This window comes from Flagellimonas ochracea (genome assembly GCF_009903685.1).
Taxonomy (GTDB): domain Bacteria; phylum Bacteroidota; class Bacteroidia; order Flavobacteriales; family Flavobacteriaceae; genus Flagellimonas; species Flagellimonas ochracea.
Genome location: NZ_JAAABI010000004.1, coordinates 156228 through 175823, shown reverse-complemented (window position 1 = coordinate 175823; position 19596 = coordinate 156228). Strand labels below are relative to the sequence as shown.

18 protein-coding genes are annotated in these 19596 nt (G+C 41.9%); 5 read left to right on the top strand and 13 right to left on the bottom strand.

The genetic code is table 11. The features are described 5' to 3' along the window. Nucleotides 1–9: 9 nt before the first annotated feature. Genes pckA through GTQ34_RS12465 form a run of 3 tightly spaced genes read right to left on the bottom strand, consistent with a single transcriptional unit; the run spans nucleotide 10 to nucleotide 4298 of the window. Nucleotides 10–1626: a phosphoenolpyruvate carboxykinase (ATP) gene (pckA, locus tag GTQ34_RS12475; RefSeq protein ID WP_166524142.1), complete on the bottom strand. Its 1617-nt coding sequence runs from the start codon at nucleotides 1624–1626 to the stop codon at nucleotides 10–12. 20 nt (nucleotides 1627–1646) lie between these two features. Beyond that, nucleotides 1647–3485, bottom strand: coding sequence for an SLC13 family permease (locus GTQ34_RS12470; protein ID WP_166524141.1), 1839 nt, complete (start codon nucleotides 3483–3485; stop codon nucleotides 1647–1649). Between the two features lie 21 nt (nucleotides 3486–3506). Next, nucleotides 3507–4298 carry a universal stress protein gene (locus tag GTQ34_RS12465; protein WP_166524140.1) on the bottom strand — a complete coding sequence of 264 codons (792 nt, stop codon included), beginning with the start codon at nucleotides 4296–4298 and terminating at the stop codon, nucleotides 3507–3509. A 199-nt stretch (nucleotides 4299–4497) separates the two neighbouring features. Here GTQ34_RS12465 and GTQ34_RS12460 point away from each other — a divergent pair, with 199 nt between their 5' ends. The 3 genes from GTQ34_RS12460 (at nucleotide 4498) to GTQ34_RS12450 (ending at nucleotide 7084) form a co-directional block, all read left to right on the top strand. Next, a complete protein-coding gene (locus GTQ34_RS12460) occupies nucleotides 4498–5454 on the top strand; it encodes an ROK family protein (protein ID WP_166524139.1) in 957 nt (318 codons plus the stop codon). 216 nt (nucleotides 5455–5670) lie between these two features. Next, entirely contained in the window at nucleotides 5671–6291 is a 621-nt protein-coding gene (locus tag GTQ34_RS12455; protein ID WP_166524138.1) for a DUF2490 domain-containing protein, read from the top strand. Between the two features lie 67 nt (nucleotides 6292–6358). Then, nucleotides 6359–7084 carry an energy transducer TonB gene (locus tag GTQ34_RS12450; RefSeq protein ID WP_166524137.1) on the top strand — a complete coding sequence of 242 codons (726 nt, stop codon included), beginning with the start codon at nucleotides 6359–6361 and terminating at the stop codon, nucleotides 7082–7084. Between the two features lie 56 nt (nucleotides 7085–7140). Here the strand turns inward: GTQ34_RS12450 and GTQ34_RS12445 are convergent, their stop codons facing one another. Both GTQ34_RS12445 and GTQ34_RS12440 read right to left on the bottom strand, forming a co-directional pair. Continuing rightward, the gene (locus GTQ34_RS12445) at nucleotides 7141–8334 is read right to left on the bottom strand and encodes a succinylglutamate desuccinylase/aspartoacylase family protein (protein ID WP_166524136.1); all 1194 of its coding nucleotides are present in this window, start codon (nucleotides 8332–8334) and stop codon (nucleotides 7141–7143) included. 2 nt (nucleotides 8335–8336) lie between these two features. Continuing rightward, nucleotides 8337–10184: a glutamate-cysteine ligase family protein gene (locus GTQ34_RS12440; protein WP_166524135.1), complete on the bottom strand. Its 1848-nt coding sequence runs from the start codon at nucleotides 10182–10184 to the stop codon at nucleotides 8337–8339. Between the two features lie 159 nt (nucleotides 10185–10343). Here GTQ34_RS12440 and hemN point away from each other — a divergent pair, with 159 nt between their 5' ends. Then, the gene (gene hemN, locus GTQ34_RS12435) at nucleotides 10344–11702 is read left to right on the top strand and encodes an oxygen-independent coproporphyrinogen III oxidase (protein WP_166524134.1); all 1359 of its coding nucleotides are present in this window, start codon (nucleotides 10344–10346) and stop codon (nucleotides 11700–11702) included. A gap of 18 nt (nucleotides 11703–11720) precedes the next feature. Next, nucleotides 11721–12542 carry a universal stress protein gene (locus GTQ34_RS12430; RefSeq protein ID WP_166524133.1) on the top strand — a complete coding sequence of 274 codons (822 nt, stop codon included), beginning with the start codon at nucleotides 11721–11723 and terminating at the stop codon, nucleotides 12540–12542. 82 nt (nucleotides 12543–12624) lie between these two features. On the opposite strand, the gene GTQ34_RS12425 is transcribed toward GTQ34_RS12430, so the two are convergent. The 8 genes from GTQ34_RS12425 to GTQ34_RS12390 all read right to left on the bottom strand — a co-directional run bounded on the left by GTQ34_RS12425 (nucleotide 12625) and on the right by GTQ34_RS12390 (nucleotide 19595). Further along, nucleotides 12625–13890 (bottom strand): acetyl-CoA hydrolase/transferase family protein, encoded by a 1266-nt coding sequence (locus GTQ34_RS12425; protein WP_166524132.1) that lies wholly within the window; start codon nucleotides 13888–13890, stop codon nucleotides 12625–12627. Between the two features lie 87 nt (nucleotides 13891–13977). Continuing rightward, the gene (locus GTQ34_RS12420; RefSeq protein WP_166524131.1) at nucleotides 13978–14250 is read right to left on the bottom strand and encodes a heavy-metal-associated domain-containing protein; all 273 of its coding nucleotides are present in this window, start codon (nucleotides 14248–14250) and stop codon (nucleotides 13978–13980) included. Between the two features lie 4 nt (nucleotides 14251–14254). Further along, the gene (locus tag GTQ34_RS12415; protein ID WP_166524130.1) at nucleotides 14255–15670 is read right to left on the bottom strand and encodes an MBL fold metallo-hydrolase; all 1416 of its coding nucleotides are present in this window, start codon (nucleotides 15668–15670) and stop codon (nucleotides 14255–14257) included. A gap of 148 nt (nucleotides 15671–15818) precedes the next feature. After that, nucleotides 15819–16526 carry a sulfite exporter TauE/SafE family protein gene (locus GTQ34_RS12410; protein ID WP_166524129.1) on the bottom strand — a complete coding sequence of 236 codons (708 nt, stop codon included), beginning with the start codon at nucleotides 16524–16526 and terminating at the stop codon, nucleotides 15819–15821. A 2-nt stretch (nucleotides 16527–16528) separates the two neighbouring features. Beyond that, the gene (locus GTQ34_RS12405) at nucleotides 16529–16975 is read right to left on the bottom strand and encodes a FixH family protein (protein WP_166524128.1); all 447 of its coding nucleotides are present in this window, start codon (nucleotides 16973–16975) and stop codon (nucleotides 16529–16531) included. A gap of 12 nt (nucleotides 16976–16987) precedes the next feature. Further along, nucleotides 16988–18397 carry a cytochrome c oxidase accessory protein CcoG gene (gene ccoG, locus GTQ34_RS12400; protein ID WP_166524127.1) on the bottom strand — a complete coding sequence of 470 codons (1410 nt, stop codon included), beginning with the start codon at nucleotides 18395–18397 and terminating at the stop codon, nucleotides 16988–16990. Nucleotides 18398–18448: 51 nt separating this feature from the next. Continuing rightward, complete coding sequence (locus tag GTQ34_RS12395) at nucleotides 18449–19402, bottom strand: cbb3-type cytochrome c oxidase N-terminal domain-containing protein (protein WP_166524126.1); 954 nt, start codon at nucleotides 19400–19402, stop codon at nucleotides 18449–18451. Nucleotides 19403–19406: 4 nt separating this feature from the next. After that, nucleotides 19407–19595 (bottom strand): CcoQ/FixQ family Cbb3-type cytochrome c oxidase assembly chaperone, encoded by a 189-nt coding sequence (locus GTQ34_RS12390; RefSeq protein WP_166524125.1) that lies wholly within the window; start codon nucleotides 19593–19595, stop codon nucleotides 19407–19409. Nucleotide 19596 lies beyond the last annotated feature (1 nt).

Genomic DNA, 19596 nt, shown 5'->3' with positions numbered 1-19596 from the left:
TTGTTTTGGTTAAAAATGTTCATTTAAACTGTGATGCGAGTCAATAAGTGGTCCTCCGTTAAGAATCTCCTCAGAGGATTCACTTGCAAACTTATCAAAGTTAATATGAAATGAGTGTGCCAACTGTATGGCCTTGCTCACATAAGCTCCTTTCTGCAGCCAAGTATTCATCGGATCTAAAATTTCCGTAGGTACTCCAGGGCAGTATTTGGGCATATGCAATCCAAAGATAGGGTGAACATCAAAATCTACATCATCCAATTTTCCTTCCAAAATGGCGGAAATCATGGCGCGGGTATACTTCAGTTTTATTCGAGAACCAACACCATAAGGGCCACCGCTCCATCCTGTGTTGATCAACCATACATTGACCCCAGCCTCGGTCATTTTTTTGCTCAACATTTCAGCATAAACAGCAGGGTGCAAAGGCATAAAAGGCTCTCCAAAACAAGCTGAGAAGGACGGAACAGGTTCGTTGATTCCAGCTTCCGTACCGGCTACCTTGGCCGTATAACCCGAAATAAAATGGTAGGCCGCCTGTCCGGGAGTCAATTTCGATACTGGCGGCAACACTCCAAAAGCATCACAAGTCAAAAAGAAAATATTCTTTGGGTTAGAGGCGTAAGAAGGCACTTGAATGTTGTCGATGTGTTCAATGGGATAGCTTACCCTTGTATTTTGGGTAATGCTGCTATCAAAATAATCCACTTCTTTGGTTCCTTCCTTAAACACCACGTTCTCCAAAAGCGCCCCGGGACGTATCGCTCTGTAAATATCTGGTTCCTTTTCCTCAGTCAGGTCGATTACCTTCGCATAGCATCCTCCTTCAAAATTGAAAATGGTGTTTTCCTCGGTCCAACCGTGTTCGTCGTCTCCAATTAGTTTTCTATCAGGGTCTGCAGAAAGAGTCGTTTTTCCGGTTCCAGAAAGTCCAAAGTAAATGGCGGTATCCCCTTTTTCACCAACGTTGGCGGAACAGTGCATAGGTAAAATATTCTTTTCGACAGGTAGGATGAAGTTCAAGGCGGTAAACACGCCTTTTTTCATTTCTCCAGGATACTCCGAGCCCCCTACAAGAGCTATCTTTCGGGTATAATTCAAAATGGAGAAGTTCCCTGCTATAATTCCAAACTCTGCCGGATTGGGTGCCTCGTACCCGGGAGCACATAGTACCAACCATTCTTCTTCAAAATCCTTTAACTCTTCTTCTGGCAAACGTAGGAACATGTTTTTGATGAAATAATTGGACCAAGGAAATTCAGTAATCGTTCTCACGTTCATTTGATACCTCGGGTCAGCACAGACCGCTGCGTCCCTTACATAAATCTCTTTCCCTGAGAGATATTTGACCACCTCATCGTACAATTTGTCAAAATTTTCCGGCGAAATTGGCTTGTTGATACGTCCCCACCAAATTCGGTCTTTGGTATAATCATCCTTTACCAAAAAACGATCTTTTGGAGAACGTCCTGTAAACTTGCCTGTGTTAATGGCCAGTGTACCATTTTCAGATTCAACCCCCATTCCTTTTTCAACCGTAATTTTTTGAAGAGTCTCCGCATCAAGGTTCCAATGTGCAGTGACCTCCTTAAGTCCGTATTTGCTTAAATCTTTGTTTTTGTCCATAATCTATCGTTTTTATCAGGTTAAAAGCTCCATATCCATGGAACCACAATTAATGTTGTTATGAAGAAAAGTAGAAGCAATGGTCCTCCTACTTTTACATAATCAATGAACTTGTATCCTCCCGCAACCATTACCATGGCATTGGTCGTAGTGCCCACTGGGGTTAAAAACGCTGTGGATGCACTTACTGCAACCCCAATCATAAATGGTTTAGGTGAAACTCCGAGTTTGGCCGAAGCCATAATGGCTATAGGTGCCATTAGCACTGCGGTAGCGGAGTTGTTGATGGTCTGACTAAATATAGCGGTCAACAGAAAGATGCCGGCTAAAAGCGCCGTAGGGTGTATGCTTCCCAATGCATCCACCAAACTGTTGGCGGCCAACTGTGCCGCTCCAGTCTTCTGTAGGGCCAATCCCATCGGAATCATGGCCGCTATCATCACAACACTGGTCCAACTGATTCCTTTGTATGCCTTGGTTATGGGAACGCACCCACTGAGCATCATTATACCAGCACAGACCAATGCAGCGACCGCACCGGGCAATATATTGAAAACCAAAAGGAGAATCATCAAAATCAGCGTTCCCAGCGCGATATAACTTTTTGGTGTAAGCTCATCCACATTTTTTGAAAGTGCCTCAGGACTTCCTGAAATTACCAAGTTTTCATACACGGACTTTAGATTCTCGATATTCTCCCACTGACCTCTAATGACAAAGGCGTCTCCAGCTTCAATTTTAATTTTTCCGGTCAAGGGTCTATTTTTTCTTGAGGCTGCCAAGAGCTGAACCCCGGTTTGTTTTAAATAATGCCCCAAGGGCACTGTTTTTCCAACAAAAACCGATTTTGGGGTGATGATCATTTCGGCCATCCCTACTTCTTGATTGATCAATTCCTTTTTGAGCATGTCCTTTTCCGGCTTTAAGGGAATAACCCCTAGATGGAACTTGATTATGAGCTCATCGACATCCTTTGTCTCACCCTTTACGGTAATAATATCGTGATATCGCATTTCCGTTTCGGGACCAGGCATTTCCACAAATTGTGGTACCCTCTGCTGCAATGGACTTGGATGTCTACGTTTCAGCCTCATCACAGAAACATTATAGGTTCCCTCAAAATCCCAGTCACCAATTTTGGTATTAATCAATTCGGACATAGATCTAATACGCAAACGATACAGATTGTCCCCAATGCTATAGTTCTCAATCCATTTGTGCATTTCTTCATCTATGGCAACAGGTTTATTTTTGGTACTGCGGTCTGGCAATAATTTATGCCCCCAATATCTAAAGTAAAGAATGGAAATCACCAACAGTGGCACTCCGATAAGCGCAAACTCAAAAAAGGAAAAACCGCCAAATCCATTCTCCACCAAGGCATTGCTCACAATAATGTTGGGCGGTGTTCCCGTTAGGGTGAGCAATCCTCCCGTATTGGAGCCAAAAGCCACCGGAATAAGCAATTTGGACGGAAGCGTCCCTGCACTCCAAGCTGCTGTTACGGTAACCGGAAGTAGTGCAGCCACCGTTCCCGTGTTACTCACAAAACCGGAGAGCAAACTGGAACCCAAGGTAACAATGACCAATAATCGGCGAGCATTTTTTTTGGCCCATCTTACAAAAAATTGGCCAGCCATTGCGGTCCATCCTGTTCGAGAAAGGCCTTCTCCTATAATGAACAAGGCTGCAATCATGATTACCGTTGGGTTGCTAAATCCAGTCAGGGTTTCATTCAATTCCAAAATTCCAGTCAAGTAAAGGGACAGCATTGCCATAAGTGCAACGACGTCAGGGGGGAACTTCCCCCATATAAACAAAATGATTGTAATACCCAGTATTACCAGCAGTGGCAGCATGCTTTTATTTTAATCGGGTTATCAATCCAAGGTCAAAACAGGAATTTCCGAATGTAGGGTCAAAAGCTTGGTCAATCGCCCTTCGGATGGTGTGCTCATTCTAGCGTGGTTTCGCGGCAAAATGGCCAACATGTCGACGTTTTTTTCATTGATATAATCCAAAATACCTTGTTCCACATCCTGATTTTTGCTAAAAGAGTGTTCCACATAGAAATGCTCTAGATAGTACTCCAAAAGATTCTCGGTACTGTCCACGACTGATTTTTCTTCGTAAACAGATTCTTTATATATGGTGAGCACGTGTACCTTGGAGTTAAAGGTCCGGGCCAGATCCAGCAATGTTTTGAGCACTTCTTTGTCCTCAATTTCTTCACCACCCATGACCAAGGCGACATCCTTGGGTTCACTGATCGTGCATCCATAAGGAATGGAGATTACCGGACAATTGGCACCCAAAACCAGTCGTGAAGTGTTGGTGATAGCCTCATCGGTGACCTTATCCCCCATGGTCCCCATCATGATCAGGTCCATGTTCTTCTCTTTTCGATATGCCAGAATGGATTCAATCACCTTTCCGGTAGTCGTGATAAAATCGGGCTTGTTTTTAACCTTTCGTTGAAACCCTTCAACTACTTTGGCAAAATCTGCTTTCAATCCTTTTTCTTCCGATTCGGTGACCGGCATTACCGACACATAAAGTGCTAAAATGTCAATATCCCTGTTTGGACCTACAAAATTGAGAGTGTATTCCAAAGCATTGACGGAAGCTTCGGAAAAATCAAAAGGAACCAAAATCTTGTTAATATTACTCATACCTTATATTAGTTAGTTAATTAAACGCAACAGTTCAAAATTAGAGCGGTACCTGAACCTAAAATATGATAGAAGTCAGTTTTCTCGCTTCACTCCAAAGTATATTAAATATTCCATCCTTTTGAAAAGTTTTGGTGTTATTTTTTAGGCACATTATGGTTATCTTTAAAAACAAACATCAAAACTTGAAAGTTTGTCAATGGATATTGTTATTGGAGTAGATATAGGGGGCACCAAAACCAAAATTGGGTTGGTCGATAAAAATGGAAAATGCCTTGTGCAGTCTTTTTTCAGAACAAGGGAATTTCCAGATTTGGATGATTATCTGGATAAAATAAAAACAACTTCGGACGAGCTTCTGCAGAGCTTGGAAGTAAAACCCAACATTCTAGGCTGTGGGATAGGAGCTCCCAATGCATCTAGCAAGAATGGTACTATAGAAAATGCAAGCAACTTGGTCTGGAAAGGTTCCGTGCCAATTCTTGAAAAGCTTAAAGAACGTATGAACATGCCCATGCGCATCATGAACGATGCCAGCGCAGCGGCCTTGGGCGAGATGCTGTTTGGTGGTGCCAAGACCATGCAGGATTTTATTGTTATCACTTTGGGGACCGGATTTGGTGCAGGTATTGTCACCAACGGTCAATTGGTGGATGGCTACGACGGCTTTGCCGGTGAACTGGGTCATGTGGACATGACCATTGGTGATGGTAGGTTGACCGGATTGGGTGTAAAAGGAGGTTTGGAAGCCTATGTATCGGCCACAGGACTAAAGCGCACCATTCTGTACATGCAAAGCAAATATATGGTGGAAAGCAGATTCAGAGATGTTGCGTATAACGATCTACACGGTGAAGACATAACCAAAGCTGCTGAAGAAGGTGATGAAATTGCTTTAAAAGCATTTGATTATACCGCTAATATTATGGGGTTGGCATTGGCCAATTTTACGGCATTTACCCAGCCAGAAGCATTTATATTAATGGGTGGACTTACCAATAGCGGCAAATGGATTTTGGAACCTTTGGAAAAGTATTTTAATGAGTATCTTTTAGAGGTGTACAAAGGAAAGGTGAACATAATGCTCTCCTCCATGGAGGGTAAAACGGCTGCTATCTGTGGTGCTGCTGCCCTTATTTGGGAAAAGCAAGATTAATACGTAGTTGTTCCTTCCCTGCTTGGCACTTTTTTTCTATAAATGATAAGTATCATGTAATCTAAAAAGATTTGGAACAAACCTTTGCATTCAACCATCAAATCCATTTTAATGGGGTTTGCGAAGCATTTTTCTCTTCTGTTCTTCCATGTGATATTTTCAATAAGTATTTCCCATAATTCTTACGGCCAAACTGAAAACCAACCGGGAACTTGGATGATTTTATCTACAAACACCCAAATACATGAGCATTGGAGTATCCCTGTTGTGGGAATCCTGAAACATCGGAATATGCTCGATAACTATGGATTTACTTTCGTAAGAACCGGAACTACTTTTAAACTAAGTGAACATTCCTCTTTAACAGGAGGCATTGCTTTCCTCAACTGCAACATCTATTCCGGGCAAGAAGAAGCTTCTAACAATTCACAACTGTGGTACTATGGAGAGTATTCCTTAAAATTGGGGTTTGGCAAAGCCGTAGTTGCACAACGTTTTCGACTCGAAAATCGAAGAACCACAAATACCGAACACCGTGCGTTGAATAACAGGGCTCGGTATCGGCTTCAGTATACAAGACAGCTTTCCAAAAAATTCTATTTCAAATCTTTCAATGAAGTTTTCCTGCAACTCGAAAACTCCTCTTTTGACCAGAACAGATTTTATATTGGTGTTGGGCAATCGCTTTCCCCATCCACAAAAATTGATATAGGATATTTTAACCAACAGCACCAAAACACAAACGAATCCATGGTGCGAATGGGGATTTCAATAAATATTGACTTCACAAATAAGGATCTCGCCTTGAAATCGGGTCAAAATCAGTTGAATCCATAACATGATGATTATCATATTTTTTCTTTTGGGTGATGGCTAACTTTAGTTCAACTAAAGAAGAAAAGTCATGAAACCTAAAAAGAATCCCAACGTAGATGTAGGTCGAAACAGCAGCCTCTATTTTATGATAGGACTTACCTCGGTTTTGTTCCTTACATGGCAATCCCTTGAGGTCAAGACCTATGAGAAAGAATCTTTGGTTTCTGAAGTACTCGAGGTATCTGATGACCTCAAAGAAGATGTACCGATCACAGAAATCATTAGAACCGCTCCGCCACCTCCACCACCATCCGCTCCCGATGTGATTGAGATTGTGGAAGATGTGGAAGACGTGGAAGAAACCGTTATTGAAAGTACCGAAAGTAGCCAAGAAACCTTTGTGGAAGATGCCATTGTAAGTGTGGATGACATTGATGCAGAAGAAGTGGAAGAAGATATAGTAGTACCTTTCGCCGTTATTGAGTACGTACCTGTGTTCCCGGGGTGTGAAGTGTATGACACCCAGGAAGAACGCAAGGCTTGCTTTAACGAAAAAGTACAGGAACACATCAAAGCTAACTTCAAATACCCTGAAACCGCCCTTGAAATGGGTATAACTGGAAGGGTGTTCGTTCAGTTTGTGATTGATTCACAAGGAAAGGTGGCCAACATTCAAAAAAGAGGGCCAGACCGCCTTTTGGAAAAGGAAGCTGTTAGAATCATTTCTACTTTGCCCACTGTAAAGCCTGGAATACAAAGAGGTAAGGCAGTAAAGGTAAAATACAGCATTCCAATAAACTTTATAATGAAGTAAAAAAACGTAAATGTACCAACGAAAAGACCTGGAAGTTCACATTCCAGGTCTTTTTTTTAAAACCATTTGGTGTTGGCATACTCTTTCGTCTTAGAGGCAATTTCCCGGCTTTTAACCACTAAATGCGTTCTATCGAATTGTCTGGCACGGTAGCCCAACAAGTGAAAAATAGACTTAGCTAAAAACTTGGCAACCCGCTGATCCACCACCAAAGCATCTTTCCTAATGGATTTCCAAGTTACGCCCGGCAGTTTCACCAAAAGATGATCTACCTTGAACCTCCGTAGGCCCTTGGAAATCCAAAGTAATATTCTCGGAATGGGTCTTATGAAATAGAATCCCTCTTTTCCCTGATCTTGGTACAAAGGCATAAAAATCTGTCTTTTCCCTTTGGTTGTCAGAACTTCACCATTATTTGTGGCCAACTCAACACCCTTGCATATTTTTTGAAAATTGATGAATCCGGGAAGCATCTCAAACTGATCCTTTGGCTCAATGTCATATTGATAATATATTTCGTAAAATCGATTGGACACTCCTCCAGATCTAAAGATTTCCTCCCTAAGTCGTAACATTTCTTGCTCCTTAAAAGGCACTGCCGAGGTAATGCCCAAGGTATACCGAATGAAATCAATGCTGTTTTTAATCGCCTTGATATCATCATGACTTCCGCTTTCAAAACCCAAAGAAACATAGCCCAGTTCATTTATGTAGCTTAGCAGGGCCCCCTCGAGGTATTCTTCGATTCCCAATATTGTTGGCAGTGGATAATTGGATGCATATTTTCTATTCAACAAACTATCATTCAACACTATAAATGGATATGTATCGCTGGATGTGGTATGAAGGTCGATGAAATAAAAGGGAGGCTTTCCATTCTGGAGAATTTTATTGATTAGGTCAAAAATTGATGCCAACTCTTCCTCTTCATTGTTCAAATGTTCCTGTGCTGTTATATCTTTAATTCTCTGGGGGAACCAAATTCGGTTCAGATCTTCCTTCTCAAATCGAACACTTTTTTTGAGGGCATTCAAATTCCCTGCTATGGCATATACCTCGCCATTAACAGGAGTTTCTTGAATTTTTAGCTCTTTCAAAACATGTTTGAGTGCAAAAACCCCTGCCGGTTCATTGCCATGTATTCCTGCAAAAAACACCAAAGTTGGACCATCCTGTTCTCCTTTTAAATGATCTATAATTCGCTCAACTTTAATTGTCTCATCAAGGGCTTTGCTATATACTTCTGGCATAATTACAGATCCACTTTACTAATGATGCCTACCAAATAGGAACCTGAACAAACGGGCAAGCACCCTATTTCATATTCTTCCATTATTTGTCTGGCTGTCTCAATCTTTGTTCTTGGTCTCACTGTCACCACTTTCTTTATCATGATATCCGATACCCTAATATCATTATTGTTCTTAATTTTTCCCAGCTTCTCTATATGGCTCCAAGTTAAAAGCCCTACCAATTCTCCTTCGGTGTTTTCAACAGGTATGTGGTGAATGTTGTTCCACTGCATAATGGCCACCGCTAAATTGGCATAATCATCCTCCTGAAGTTTCATGAGTTTGGTAGACATTACCTGCGACACCCATTGAAAGGATTCAGCAATTTCTTCGGCGTGCTCAATTGGGGGCCAATCGCAGACCGGAGATTCCGTTTGCTGATTGTTATACATGGCCTTTGTAAGTTGCACTATGGCACTATCCAGCTTCATCTGTTTTTTTAACCTTCTAAAATTGGTAACCTGCCATTCTGCTCCGGTTCCTTTTCGAGCTCTTGCTTCGATTACTCCCAACAATCGATTGATGTCTTTTTCATCCACATTGAATTTTCTTAACCCCTCATAAGCTATTGGCAGCAATTCATCAAGAACAAGACTTTCCAAAGATCGGGTTTCGTTCAACCAAGAAAACACGGTCTGTCTTCCATTGATGGCTGCTTTAATGAAATTGAGTTTGGCTTCCCTAAAGTCCATAATAGCCGACATATCATCATATTTTTTGGGTCTTCCAACCATAAGGCCTACCCAAAAGGCAAAATTGGCCATCTCATCAATTACAGTGGGCCCAGAGGGAATGTACCTGTTTTCAATGCGTACATGAGGTTTTCCGTTGCCCACCCCATAACAAGGCCGATTCCACCTATATACAGTACCATTGAATAGATTGAGCGCCTCCAATTTGGGAATCGCACCATTTTCCAAAAGTTGTAGGGAATTGTGTATTATGGGTTTTGTTAGAATTATCCGGTGGGCGGAAATATCTTCTTTAAGTATTTCCGCAATGGAACCTGTTTGCCAATGATCTCCAAAGCCTACCCTTGGCATTTGGTCCTTTAAGGCGTTGGTCCATTTACGGGTATCCAAACTTTGTTGGAAGAGCGCTATTCGCGTCTCTTTCCATAGTTCACGCCCCATTAGAAGCGGAGAGTTACAGCAAACTGCCAATACTGGGCCAGTTATGGCCTGCGCCCAGTTGTAGCTTTTTATAAAATCGTTCGGGGCAATCTGTAAATGAAGCTGAAAACTGGTGTTACAAGCTTCAAAAAGCACCGAATCATGATAGAGGGACAACTCATCCACTCCTTTTATTTTAATTCTAAAATCCTTTCCCCTGCAAGCTCTCAGGTTGTCATTCAATTTATAATAGCGCGGAATCGGGGTCATGAAATCCATCTCCATCTCCGCACGACTGATTGTTGGGAGTATCCCCGCCAAAAGTATCTTTATATCTAGTTTTTCTGCTTGGGTCTTACCTTTTTTTAGCAATGACAGCAATTGTTCTTCAACTTTTTTGAAACAATCCTTTTCCAACACAAAAGGGTCCAGGTTCGCCTCTAAATTATAACTGGCAAGTTCTGTGGTAAAGTGATCATCATTTATAAGTTCCAAAAGCTTGATGGACTCCCCGGCAGGTCTAAATTCTTTATCAATAATGCACATTTCCTGTTCTGCCCCCACCCTAATCACGTCATCTTCTACAAGCCCTCGCTTTAAAAGTATTTCCAAGGCTTTTACATCGTCGATCAAGTTTTCCACAAATGTTTTGCGTTCTACCTCGTCAAATTTGCTCTGTTTTATATGTTCTCCCATAGTTATTGGACATTGATTGTTTTAAGAGAATTTTTAAAACTACAAATCCCAAGATATATAAAACATGACAGTTATCATATGCACCACTCAGAACGGCACTGATAATTATCATGTTTTTTGTTCTTGGGCAGACCTAATTTTGGATTATAATGGCAAAATATGTGTGAACTCGTTCAAAAATACAACGTTCCAGGTCCAAGATATACTAGTTACCCTACAGTACCCTATTGGGATTTGGAAAATTTTTCAGGAAAACTTTGGAAGTCAACAGTGTTGAAAGCTTTTCAGGAAAGCCCAGACGATGGCATAAGCCTCTACATACATCTTCCTTTTTGTGAAAGCATGTGCACCTTTTGCGGATGCCATAAGCGCATCACCAAAAGGCACGAGCTGGAACTGCCCTATATCAAATCAGTATTAAAGGAGTGGAAGATATATTGTGAACTCCTAGACGCCAGGCCCGTAATAAAGGAACTTCATTTGGGCGGAGGTACACCCACTTTCTTTTCGCCGGAGCACTTAAAACTTTTGGTAAAAGGAATTCTTCAACTCGGTAAAAAAACGGATGATGCTGACTTTAGCTTTGAAGGACACCCGAACAACACCACAAGGGCCCATCTGAAGGCATTATATGATGTCGGTTTTAGAAGGGTCTGCTACGGTGTGCAGGATTATAATGATACCGTTCAAAAAGCAATAAACCGCATACAACCTTTTGAAAATGTTAAAAAAGTGACCGACTGGGCCCGAGAGATTGGATACACCTCAGTGGGGCATGACATAATTTATGGGCTGCCTTTCCAAACGGTGTCCCACGTGGAGAAAACCATGGAAATGACACAAGTTTTAAAACCTGACAGGATTGCCTTTTACAGTTATGCCCATGTTCCATGGTTAAAGGGAAACGGACAACGGGGGTACAAAGAGTCGGACCTACCCACTACCGAAGCCAAAAAACAACAGTACGAATTGGGTAAAAAAATGTTGACCTCCTTTGGATACAAAGATGTAGGCATGGATCATTTTGCCGTTGCATCGGATGACCTGTACAAGGCTTTGACCAAGGGGACCTTACATCGAAATTTTATGGGGTACACTCCTTCAAAAACCAAATTAATGATTGGGTTGGGCGTATCCAGCATCAGTGATAGTTGGTATGGCTTTGCACAGAACGTAAAAAGTGTGGAAGAATACGAACATTTGGTTTCGCACGGAGTTATCCCTATTTTTAGGGGACACATTTTGAATGCAGAGGATCAACTCATCAGAAAGCACATTTTAAACATTATGTGTCAATTTGAAACCTCGTGGGTGAACTCGGAGTCAGAAATAATTGATTTTCAAAAGATCATTGAAAATTTATTGGAAATGGAATCTGATGGCCTCGTAACCGTTGGACCGAACCATATCAAGGTCACCGAAAAAGGAAGACCTTTTGTTAGAAACATAAGTATGGCCTTCGATTTAAAATTACATCGAAAAAAGCCAGAAACCCGAATATTTTCCATGACCGTTTAACCTAAAAAAAAGAAACAAATGAAAAGCATTATCGTACCCGTAGATTTTTCAGAACAATCGGAGCAAGCCCTTAAAGTGGCAGGCTCCTTGGCCAAAAAGCACGATGCCGAGCTATTTGTGCTGCACATGTTGGAACTGTCGCCTGCCATTATGAGCGAATCGGGCTACGTGTCCCAAGAACAGGTGGTACATCTCATAAAGATAGGGGAAAAAAGATTCAATGATTTTCTCGATAGACCCTACTTAAAAGAAGTCCAGATTACTCCTGTCATCAAACATTACAAGGTGTTCAGCGAAGTGAATGATGTTGCTGAAAAACACAATGCAGATCTTATTGTGATGGGTTCTCATGGCACCGATGGCCTTCAGGAAATCTTTATTGGGTCCAATACCGAGCGGGTAGTTCGAAATTCCGATATTCCTGTTTTGGTCATCAAGGGAGAAGTTGACAAATTCGAGCCCAAAAATTTTGTGTTTGCCTGTGATTTTCAGGAAGAAAACATCCCTGCCCTTCAAAAGGCAGTGGAAATGGCAAAATTGCTCAATGCCGAATTAATCCCCATCTACGTGAATACTCCCGGGGACGAGTTTTTGAGTACTCAAGATACCTACGATAAAATATCGGCATTTCTAAAAAAGGCCAATTTGGATCTAGAAGTGGAAATTTATAATGATTACAACGTGGAAAAAGGGGTCCTTAATTTCGCCGAGTCCATTTCGGCAGATTTAATCGGTATCCCAACACATGGTAGAAAAGGCTTGTCACATTTCTTTATGGGAAGCATTGGTGAAGATATCGCCAATCACTCCAAGGCACCTGTGATAACCTTCAAAATTTAGTGATTGCCATTTTTGTTTGATGTAATTGAAACAAAAAGGGAGGTACACTTAGCACCTCCCTTTTTGCATTCAAACTTTACTATTACTTGAACCTTTCATTGGCTTCTTTTTCTAGGGCTTCCCTGTGGTCTGGGTGTGCAATGGAGACCAAAGCCATAGCTCGCTGTCGTAGATTCCTTCCAAAAAGGTTTACCACCCCATACTCAGTGGCAACATAATGCATATGTGCCCGTGTAGTGGTCACACCCGCTCCCAGTTTCAAAAATGGTGTGATTTTGGAAACTCCCTTTTTTGTGGTGGAGGACATTGCAATTATGGGTTTCCCTCCCTTGGATAGCGATGCCCCACGAATGAAGTCCATTTGTCCACCAACTCCAGAGAATTGATAGCCCCCAATGGTATCTGCACAAACTTGGCCGGTTAGGTCGATTTCTATGGCACTGTTGATGGCAGTAACTTTAGGATTTCTGCGGATTCTAGCCGTATCGTTTGTATACCCAGAATCCCTAAAATCGCAAATTGGGTTGTCATCAACAAAATCGTAAAGTTTTCTGGATCCCACTGCAAAGCAGCTAACTATCTTACCACGTTTTATTACTTTTTCCTTTCCATTGATGACACCACTCTCCAGCAGTGGCAAGACTCCATCGGAGAACATTTCGGTATGTATACCTAGATTTTTATGGTTTCCAAGGTTGGAAAGCACCGCATTTGGGATGTTGCCAATTCCCATTTGCAGTGTTGCCCCGTCCTCTATCAAAGATGCTACATGCCGACCAATTTGGTGCTCAACCTCCGAAATTTCAGTGGGTTCATGTTCGTGAATCGGTCTGTCGACTTCAGTAGCGAATATAATTTCATCCTTATGTACTATTCCGGTGCCGTGCGTGCGAGGAACATGAGGATTTATTTGCGCCACAATTTTTTTGGCCGTTCTTACTGCTGGCAAAGCCACATCCACCGATACGCCCAATGAGCAATATCCATGCTTATCAGGAGGTGATACTTGTACAAAAGCCACATCCAATGGAAGATATTCATCAGCAAAAAGCCAAGGTATTTCACTCAAAAAAACGGGAATATAATCCCCGTGGGCCTTGTTTACCCAGTTTCTGACATTCCCGCCTACAAAACAAGAATTAAGATTAAATGCTTTTTGATACGGTTCTCGGGTATATTTCGCATCTCCTTCAGTATGGATGGAGATGATTTCCACGTTTTCAAGTTCATCGTATCTTTCGCACAAGCCATCAATTAGTTCGTTAGGGGTCATGGCAGCTCCTTGGAAAAATACCCGGTCTCCAGATTTTACAATCGAGACAGCTTCTTCAACTGTTGTTATTTTCATATTATGTTTAATATACAATAATGGTTAAAAATAAGAAGGATCATCACACTCGACAACCCTTCCTATTTATTAGAACATTAATTCATGCTAATGCTGTAATAATCTGCCTGTGGCACAACTCATATATGATCTTGCTTTTGAAGAAATACTATTGGCATCATCAATGGCGGGATAACCCAAGCCTTTGAGTGATTCCTTAGCTTTTTCCACATGAAGCTCCGAAGCAGGTTCAAACATCACTTCGCTCTTTTCCACGTTAACTTGTATTTTAGAGACACCCTCCAATTTTTCCAAGTTCTTTTTGATCGAATTGGCACAGCCCCCGCAGTTTAAATTTTGAATTTCGATAGTGGCCATCATAGGTTTATAGCATTGTTTTAGGTTCAACAAACTCCGAGACTTTAACATTTTTTGTCTTAATATCATCGAATCCCCCAGAAACATCCACAAAATTTTCCCAGCCTCGTTGTTTAAGGATAGATGCTGCAATCATACTCCGATATCCTCCGGCACAATGCAAAACAAATTCATTATCCTTGGGAAACTCCGCCAAGTGTTGATTAATGGCATTCAATGGAATGTTCAGGGCGCCGATTACATGTTCCGAATCGAATTCGCTCTTTTTACGCACGTCGATTACCAAAGGTCGATTGTCGTTATATACCCGTGCAAAAGCATCGGCATCCATACGTTGCACCTTTTCAATATCCTTTCCAGACTTTTTCCAACTGTCAAAGCCTCCCTCCAAATAACCCAAGGTCTTATCATAACCTACCCGGGCCAAGCGTATGATGGCCTCTTCCTCCTTTCCTGGCTCACAAACCAATAATATTTGCTGTTTGACATCAGGTATCATCTCTCCGACCCATTGGGCAAAATTTCCTTTAAGTCCTATATTGATACTATTGGGAATAAAGGCTTTCGAGAACTCTTCAGCATTCCGAGTATCCAAAACCAAGGCGTTGGTCTCATTAGCCGCTGCTTCAAAAGCTTCAGGAGACAAAGGGTTTATACCTCTGTCCATAATAGTATCAATACTCTCATAGCCTTGAATATTCATAAGCACATTTTGTGGAAAGTACCCAGGTGGAGTGGTAAGCCCTTCCAACAGTTCTTTGATGAATTCCTCCTTGGTCATGTCTGAGCGGAGGGCATAATTTGTCTTTTTCTGATGGCCCAACGTATCAGTGGTCTCATTGCTCATTTTTTTACCACAGGCTGATCCAGCTCCGTGATTCGGGTATACAATGAGGTCATCGCTCAAGGGCATGATTTTGTTCCGTAGTGAATCATACAGGTGTCCGGCCAACTTTTCCTCTGTGAGTTCGGATACCACGTGTTGGGCCAAATCTGGTCTGCCTACATCTCCAATAAACAAAGTATCACCTGTTATGATTCCGTGCTCCTTCCCATTTTCATCGATTAAAAGATAGGTTGTGCTCTCCATGGTATGCCCAGGGGTATGTATTACTTTCACTTTATAATCACCCACCGCAAACACCTGCCCGTCCTCTGCAACCAAGGCATCATATCCAGGCTTGGCAGTTGGACCAAAAACAATGGTCGCTCCTGTTTTTTCTTTCAGGTTTAAATGGCCGCTTACAAAGTCGGCATGAAAATGGGTCTCAAATACGTATTTGATCTTGGCTCCGTCATTTTCGGCTCGGTCAATATAAGGTTGTACCTCGCGCAATGGGTCAAAAATGGCCGCTTCCCCCCTACTTTCCAAATAGTAGGCCGCATGGGCCAAGCATCCTGTATAAATCTGTTGTACTCTCATGGTTTTTAGAATTTTGCGTTACTGCATAAAGTTAGTTTTTGACCAACTTTGGTTCTGTAACCTGGGTTGCAAAACTGTTACTTTTTTAAGCTAAAAAAAATGATATTGGTCAGTGAAGTCCAACTTGTTTCTAATAAATGAAAAAAGGTCAATGGCATTCCAAATTATGGGTTGCCACTTCTACTTTCGGGGGGGCTTTGGGTGAAACATACGGAATGCCCAGTCCCAAACCACGCAGTATAAAAAGCGCTCCTATGATAATGACAAAAACAGGGACCATTTTTTGGACCATCTTCCGAGTCTCCCCTTTTAAAAAAGAACCAAAAAATACGGCGGAAGTCATGAGAGGAATAGTTCCTATGCCAAACAGAGCCATATAAAGTGCCCCTTCCCAAGGATTTCCCAATGCTATGGCTCCCAAAAGAGCCATATAAACCAGCCCGCAGGGCAAAAATCCGTTTAAAAACCCAATGGTCAAAAAGGTATCAGGGGTCCTCTTTTTAAGTTCACTTCCCAATCTGGATTTCAGCTGGCCAAGAACCCTGTAAATGGGTTTTGCCATGCCCAACCTTTTTACATATTTACTAGGCATCAATATCAATAAAATCATAATTCCACCAATAAAAATGGACAGTTTTTGTTGAAAACCAAAAAGATATAGTCCCTTGCCCACAAATCCGAAAACCAGCCCCATGATTGCGTACGCTAGGCCCCGACCTATGTGATATATGCCCATTTGCACCAATTTCCTTCCTTTGTTGTCCCTATCCAATGGCAACATAAAAGCAATAGGGCCACACATGCCCAAACAGTGCAGGCTTCCCAAAAGTCCTAAAGCCAAGGCCGATGCAAGCATATTCAGTAAACTAGTTTTTCTTTGTGCAAAAAGGTATTACCTTCATAACTCCAGTTAACGGTAATGTCCCAGCGACCGTCCACCAAGCGATTGTCAGGTATGAGCAAATGTGTTTTGGACAAACTTATAGGAAAGTCTACATCCAAATGCTTGTTAGACGGTCTGTAAAGGGACACTGTACCTTTAATTTTATCAAAGTCAAATTGTTCTGGAAATTGGATTGTAATTCCCATTTCCGATTTTGCCACCTTAAGTTCCGCTCCCATCTTAGCAGCATTTTTTGAGGCATCTATTTCTTGCTGATATCTTAATTCTTTCTTGTAATATTCTTCTGTCACCAAATCATGGTTGGCGCGATCATCGGTACTCATTCTATATACAAAATAGAGTATAAAGGTTATGAATGCGATAAAAGCCAATACTATTCCGGTTCCCCAATTTATCTTCATTATTTTCTCGTTTTAGTTGTAGCTCCGTGGTGCCAAAAACTGGGTAATGGTGGTCTCAATGAGTTTTTCCCCACTATAAACACCTATCTCCAACTGATCTTTGTCCCCGGTAAGTGCCGAATTGTTTATTTCGATGAACAACGTTCCTTCGGCCAGTTCCTCTGCCGGCACTCTAAAACTATCGTGGGATACCATCTTTATGGTTCCCCTGTGAGAGTGCAGTTTAAAGCTCACATCATCAATATCTTTGCTTGTCTTGTTCACTAGTTTATAGGTGTATACATTGCTTATGACATTGTTGTCCTTTCGTTCGTATAGCTGACCGGGAAGTCGCAAAATGTTAGCTTCCAGCTCATTCCTTAGGAACAGCATTCCCATCAACAGGCCTACCAACACAGTTAGGACAGCCGTATATCCTTTCATGCGCGGAGTAAACCTGAACTTTGTTTTTTTTGTAATCTCATCCTCACTGGCATACCGAATCAAACCCCGGGGTTTGTTGATACTATCCATGATATGATCGCATTCATCAATACAGGCGGTGCAGTTGACGCACTCCAACTGGGTTCCATTTCGAATATCGATTCCCGTAGGACATACATTCACACACTGAAAACAATCAATACAGTCTCCATGTCCCAGAGCTTCCCTGTCTTCATTCTTTCTGAATTTTTTCCGTCCATTTTCAGCTTCGCCCCGCTTGTGGTCATAGGCCACAACAATGGATTTATCATCCAAAAGAACTCCTTGCAACCTTCCGTAGGGGCATGCAATGATACAGACCTGTTCGCGGAACCATGCAAAGACAAAATAGAACACGGCCGTAAAAATCAACAGGGGAACCATAGTTGCTAAATGGGCCATGGGGCCATCGGTAATATAGCCTATCAATTTGTCACTCCCTATTAAATAAGCCAGAAAAACATTGGCAATCAAAAAGGATATAATGAAGAAGATGCTCCACTTCAACAACCGCTTTCTAATTTTCTTGCCATTCCAAGGTGACCTATCCAAACGCATTTGGGCACCACGATCTCCATCAATCCAAAATTCAATACGGCGAAAGACCATTTCCATAAAAATGGTCTGCGGGCACATCCATCCACAGAATATCCTACCGTATGCAACGGTGAACAAGGAAATGAAAATCACCCCAATTATCATGGAAACCACAACCAGATGAAAGTCTTGAGGCCAGAAAGGAAATCCAAAAATGTTGAACCTTCTCTCCAATACATTGAAAAGCAGAAACTGGTTGCCATTTATTTTGATGAAAGGCGAGGCAAACAAAAATAGCAGCAACCCGTAACTGACGTACTTTCTATACTGATAGAAGCGACCACTGGGCTTTTTGGGAAAAATCCAGGCCCGTTTTCCCTCTTGGGTAACCGTTCCTATGGAATCCCTAAAATTTTCTTCCATCGCAATCTTTGTTCATGGAGGGTTGCGGAAAATGTCCACAATCCCGTCCTATTAATTCATGGCTACATCGGTGGAATCTGAAACTTGCCCCATTACGGGTTCTTCTTCAGATTCTTCTGGTTGGGGTGCATCAGGATCTATCCAGATTTCGCCTTCTGGTGCTTTGGGATTGGCCGGTGTGTTTTCACTTAAAGTTAGTACATAGCTTGCCACTTGTGCCATTTCCAATGGTTTTAAGGTCTGTTTCCATGCAACCATCCCTTTTCCGTCCCTGCCTCCTTCGGAAATGGTATTAAAGACATTTTTGACGCCTCCACCAAGAATCCAGTATTCATCGGTTAGGTTGGGGCCAATTCCACCACCTCCATCTGCCATGTGGCACACAACACAATTTTGAACGAATATCTTTTCACCAGCCGCCAAATCAGCATCCTCGGATAAAAATTCAACGGTATTGACATCCACCAAGTTTTTGGCCGTTTTCTTGTATTCTTCTATGGCCAGCTGTGCAGCTGCGACTTCTTGTTCATATTCCAATGCCTGATCGTAATCGCCCACAATGTGGAAACGAACCAGATATACAACTCCGAAAATGATAGTTGCGTAGAATAAATAGACCCACCATGGGGGGAGCACATTATCCAGCTCCCTAATTCCATCATAATTGTGGTCTAAAATAATCTCGCCCTCTTTTTCGATGGAGCGGCTCTTGGTAAGACGTTGATACATATTCTTAGCCCATTTCCATTCTACTTTTTTGTCTTTGGAAGCCAAGTATCGTTCTTTGGCCTCCTCCGAAAGTGTTTGGAACATTATGTTTTCGATAGACTTTAGAATCAATTCTATTGCAATCAAAATCATCAACACCATGAGCATGAAAAACTGCGTAATGGGATATTCAATAATGGCTGGTTTATCGCCAGAATCAATGAAGTACTCCATCAATCCGAAGATTAAAAAGAATAATAAGGGGACCCTAATCCACCAAGGCGTTCTTGTGCTCATAATTTTATAGTTTGCGTTGTTGATCGTTATTGTCCAATGGCAGTTCCTCCATTTCTTTTATGTGCTCCTTTGAGGCCGTGAACACCCACCAAAAGAGTGCCACGAAAAACAGGAAGAATATCAAAAGGGATATCATGGGATAGTTGGCAACCCCCTCAATGCTCTCCATATGATTTTTTACAAACTTCAACATG

Bases quoted from the DNA above. Each gene is read 5' to 3' on its own strand.
- ccoG (WP_166524127.1), bottom strand. From the start codon at position 18,397: ATGGAAGAAAATTTTAGGGATTCCATAGGAACGGTTACCCAAGAGGGA.
- GTQ34_RS12450 (WP_166524137.1), top strand. From the start codon at position 6,359: ATGAAACCTAAAAAGAATCCCAACGTAGATGTAGGTCGAAACAGCAGC.
- GTQ34_RS12415 (WP_166524130.1), bottom strand. From the start codon at position 15,670: ATGAGAGTACAACAGATTTATACAGGATGCTTGGCCCATGCGGCCTAC.
- pckA (WP_166524142.1), bottom strand. From the start codon at position 1,626: ATGGACAAAAACAAAGATTTAAGCAAATACGGACTTAAGGAGGTCACT.
- GTQ34_RS12420 (WP_166524131.1), bottom strand. From the start codon at position 14,250: ATGATGGCCACTATCGAAATTCAAAATTTAAACTGCGGGGGCTGTGCC.
- GTQ34_RS12430 (WP_166524133.1), top strand. From the start codon at position 11,721: ATGAAAAGCATTATCGTACCCGTAGATTTTTCAGAACAATCGGAGCAA.
- GTQ34_RS12395 (WP_166524126.1), bottom strand. From the start codon at position 19,402: ATGAGCACAAGAACGCCTTGGTGGATTAGGGTCCCCTTATTATTCTTT.
- GTQ34_RS12470 (WP_166524141.1), bottom strand. From the start codon at position 3,485: ATGCTGCCACTGCTGGTAATACTGGGTATTACAATCATTTTGTTTATA.
- GTQ34_RS12455 (WP_166524138.1), top strand. From the start codon at position 5,671: ATGATTTTATCTACAAACACCCAAATACATGAGCATTGGAGTATCCCT.
- GTQ34_RS12410 (WP_166524129.1), bottom strand. From the start codon at position 16,526: ATGCTTGCATCGGCCTTGGCTTTAGGACTTTTGGGAAGCCTGCACTGT.
- GTQ34_RS12390 (WP_166524125.1), bottom strand. From the start codon at position 19,595: ATGTTGAAGTTTGTAAAAAATCATATGGAGAGCATTGAGGGGGTTGCC.
- GTQ34_RS12405 (WP_166524128.1), bottom strand. From the start codon at position 16,975: ATGAAGATAAATTGGGGAACCGGAATAGTATTGGCTTTTATCGCATTC.
- hemN (WP_166524134.1), top strand. From the start codon at position 10,344: ATGTGTGAACTCGTTCAAAAATACAACGTTCCAGGTCCAAGATATACT.
- GTQ34_RS12445 (WP_166524136.1), bottom strand. From the start codon at position 8,334: ATGCCAGAAGTATATAGCAAAGCCCTTGATGAGACAATTAAAGTTGAG.
- GTQ34_RS12440 (WP_166524135.1), bottom strand. From the start codon at position 10,184: ATGGGAGAACATATAAAACAGAGCAAATTTGACGAGGTAGAACGCAAA.
- GTQ34_RS12425 (WP_166524132.1), bottom strand. From the start codon at position 13,890: ATGAAAATAACAACAGTTGAAGAAGCTGTCTCGATTGTAAAATCTGGA.
- GTQ34_RS12465 (WP_166524140.1), bottom strand. From the start codon at position 4,298: ATGAGTAATATTAACAAGATTTTGGTTCCTTTTGATTTTTCCGAAGCT.
- GTQ34_RS12460 (WP_166524139.1), top strand. From the start codon at position 4,498: ATGGATATTGTTATTGGAGTAGATATAGGGGGCACCAAAACCAAAATT.